We start from the raw sequence: 2,568 nt of genomic DNA, 5'->3' as shown, positions 1-2,568 counted from the left end.
ACGAAATTTCAATAAGATTCGACAATTCATCAGTCATCCACTCACCACTAAACTCTGGAAATCTTAGCTGTGGCACTTTGAGTTTTGCTTTAAATGGAAAAAGAATTTTTTTGTTATTGATAATCTTTTGAAAATACGGCTCAACCCTGTTGATGTCCAATACATCTACTGTATAGGGCAGGTCTGATTCAGTAAAGTCATCTTTGAGCCTTGTGATGAGTTGCCTTGTGTCTATGTTTAGGCATTCTATTGCCAAATCTAAATCAGAATAATTTTGTGCGTTATTTTTTGCCCGAGAGCCAAACACCCATACTTTACAATCATTGGATAAATGATTTTCTAAAATATTCTGAACAATATGAAATTCTTGGGGCGTGATGTCAAAATTCAGTTTCATAATATGCTTCTAACTTCTCGTAAAAACCTTCAAGTTCTGCCAAAAAAATTGGGGTTTGTTGCACTATTTCAATAGCAACACTTTCATTATAGCCATGAGAAGTGGCGTTACGACTGTCTTTATAAATAACCCACTTATCCCAACTGTGTAATAACAATTCTTTTTTAGCGCCCAGTCTAATAATATCAGCAAGAGGCATACCGTCAATATCATCTTCGCCAATATTTTTTAAATGTCTACTTAACATTTTTTTTGATGAATCGTAGCAATATTCAAAACGCTGAATACAAGAATCTCTGACAAATTCATTGCTAGTGTCTTTTGCGTATTCATCAAGTGCTTTTTTAAGAGATTTTATGGCTTTTTTAAAATTAGTTAAGTCTAGCTGTTCATTCATATTGTTCTCCTAAAATGGTTTAGCAATACCCAGCTCATCACAGAAGCTGGCAATGGTGTTATCAGTATCAGCCATCTGCGCATCAATGGCTTTTAGTTCAGCAGATACCGCTCTCAAATCAATCGGTTCTTCCTCCTCAAAGGTATCTACATATCTTGGAATATTCAAATTGTAGTCATTCTCTTTAACTTCATCGAGTGAGGCAAGGTAAGAGTATTTATCGATGGTTTTACGACTCTTGAATGTGTCAATAATCTTAGCAACATTCTCATCGGTTAGAGTGTTCTGCGCTTTAACTTTCTCAAACTCATTCGAAGCATCAATGAATAAGATGTTACTACTGTCTTCCCGACACTTTTTAAACACCAAGATACAAGTTGGAATGCTTGTGCCGTAGAAGATATTAGCAGGCAAACCAATTACCGCATCGAGATAGTTTTTATCTTCAATTAAATACTTGCGAATATACCCTTCAGCCGCACCACGGAACAATACGCCGTGAGGCAGTACAATCGCCATTGTGCCGTTTTCATCAAGTTGGTGAATCATATGCTGAACAAAGGCAAAATCAGCCTTGGTTTTAGGTGCTAGCTTGCCATACTGAGAAAATCTATCGTCACTCATATGCAGCTCGTTCGCACTCCACTTGGCACTAAATGGCGGGTTAGCCACCACTGCTTCAAAGCGCTCGTCAATATGCTGAGGATGCTCTAAAGTGTCTTCTTGTTTAATATCAAACTTACGATAGTGAATATCGTGAAGAATCATATTCATTCGAGCAAGGTTGTAAGTGGTACGGTTTAGCTCCTGACCATAGAAGTTAGAGACATCATCCACCTCTTTAGCCACACGCAACAGTAACGAACCAGAGCCACACGTTGGGTCGTACACGCTTTTAAGTTTACTCTTGCCTGTGGTGACAATCTTAGCCAAGATTTTAGATACTTGTTGAGGCGTGTAGAACTCACCCGCTTTCTTGCCCGCACCCGCAGCAAACTGCCCAATTAGATACTCGTACGCATCACCCAGTACATCAGATTCTTTTGTTTCAAGGTCAAAGTTGATTTGGTCTAGGTGGAATAAAACCTTAGCAATTAGCGTATTTTTAGCTTCTTCAGTTCTACCGAGTTTGGTGGAGGTTAAATCCAAATCTTCAAACAAATGACCGAAGTCATCCTCAGACTCATAACCCATTGTGCTTTGTTCAACATTGCGCAGGATTTGCGTTAAGTCTTCAAGAATAAAGTTATCCGTGTCGCCATTACCACGCTTGGCAACTTCGCCAAACAACTCAGACGGCTTAAGGAAATAACCCAGCTTTTCAACCGACTCTTCTTTAATCGCATCAAGATACTCAGCGCCATCAGCATTGTTCTCATCAAGTGACAGGTAAGTAATACCGTCTTCAGCTAATAGCTTGTTGGCATAGCTCGCCATCTTCTCAGACAGATACTTGTAAAAGATAAACCCAAGGATGTAATCCCTAAACTCATCCGCATCCATCTTGCCACGCAACTCGTTGGCAATATCCCACAGCTTTTGTTCTAGTTTCTTTTTGTCTTCGTCGCCCATTATTGATTAAATTTTGAGTATTAATTTGGATTATTTTAACCCTCAACAATCGTCACATCTTCAAATATTACCCTAATCCAAATATAGAAATTGCTAAAATAGTGTTATCCCTTGCCCTATATGTGTTTGTAAAAAATATTAGCCCTCCTAGAGGGCTCCTCCCAGAGGACTGCTTGGTGTCGCTTGTGCTGTTTAGCGCTAG

3 protein-coding genes are annotated in these 2,568 nt (G+C 39.1%); all 3 read right to left on the bottom strand.

The features are described 5' to 3' along the window. Positions 1-397, bottom strand: a 397-nt coding sequence (locus tag PSN35_RS06975) for a nucleotidyltransferase family protein (protein WP_300031369.1), incomplete at its 3' end; no start/stop codon positions are given. Further along, positions 381-794: an HI0074 family nucleotidyltransferase substrate-binding subunit gene (locus PSN35_RS06970; protein ID WP_300031366.1), complete on the bottom strand. Its 414-nt coding sequence runs from the start codon at positions 792-794 to the stop codon at positions 381-383. The genes PSN35_RS06970 and PSN35_RS06975, both read right to left, overlap by 17 nt. Positions 795-803: 9 nt before the next feature. Continuing rightward, positions 804-2,366 carry a type I restriction-modification system subunit M gene (locus PSN35_RS06965; protein ID WP_300031363.1) on the bottom strand — a complete coding sequence of 521 codons (1,563 nt, stop codon included), beginning with the start codon at positions 2,364-2,366 and terminating at the stop codon, positions 804-806. Positions 2,367-2,568 lie beyond the last annotated feature (202 nt).

The organism is Candidatus Thioglobus sp. (assembly GCF_028599055.1).
GTDB lineage: Bacteria > Pseudomonadota > Gammaproteobacteria > PS1 > Pseudothioglobaceae > Thioglobus_A.
Note: the sequence above shows the minus strand (reverse complement) of the source record. Positions and strands in the feature narration are given on the sequence as shown.

Excerpts from the sequence above, each read along its gene's own strand:
- PSN35_RS06965 (WP_300031363.1), bottom strand. The coding sequence starts at position 2,366 with ATGGGCGACGAAGACAAAAAGAAACTAGAACAAAAGCTGTGGGATATT.
- PSN35_RS06970 (WP_300031366.1), bottom strand. The coding sequence starts at position 794 with ATGAATGAACAGCTAGACTTAACTAATTTTAAAAAAGCCATAAAATCT.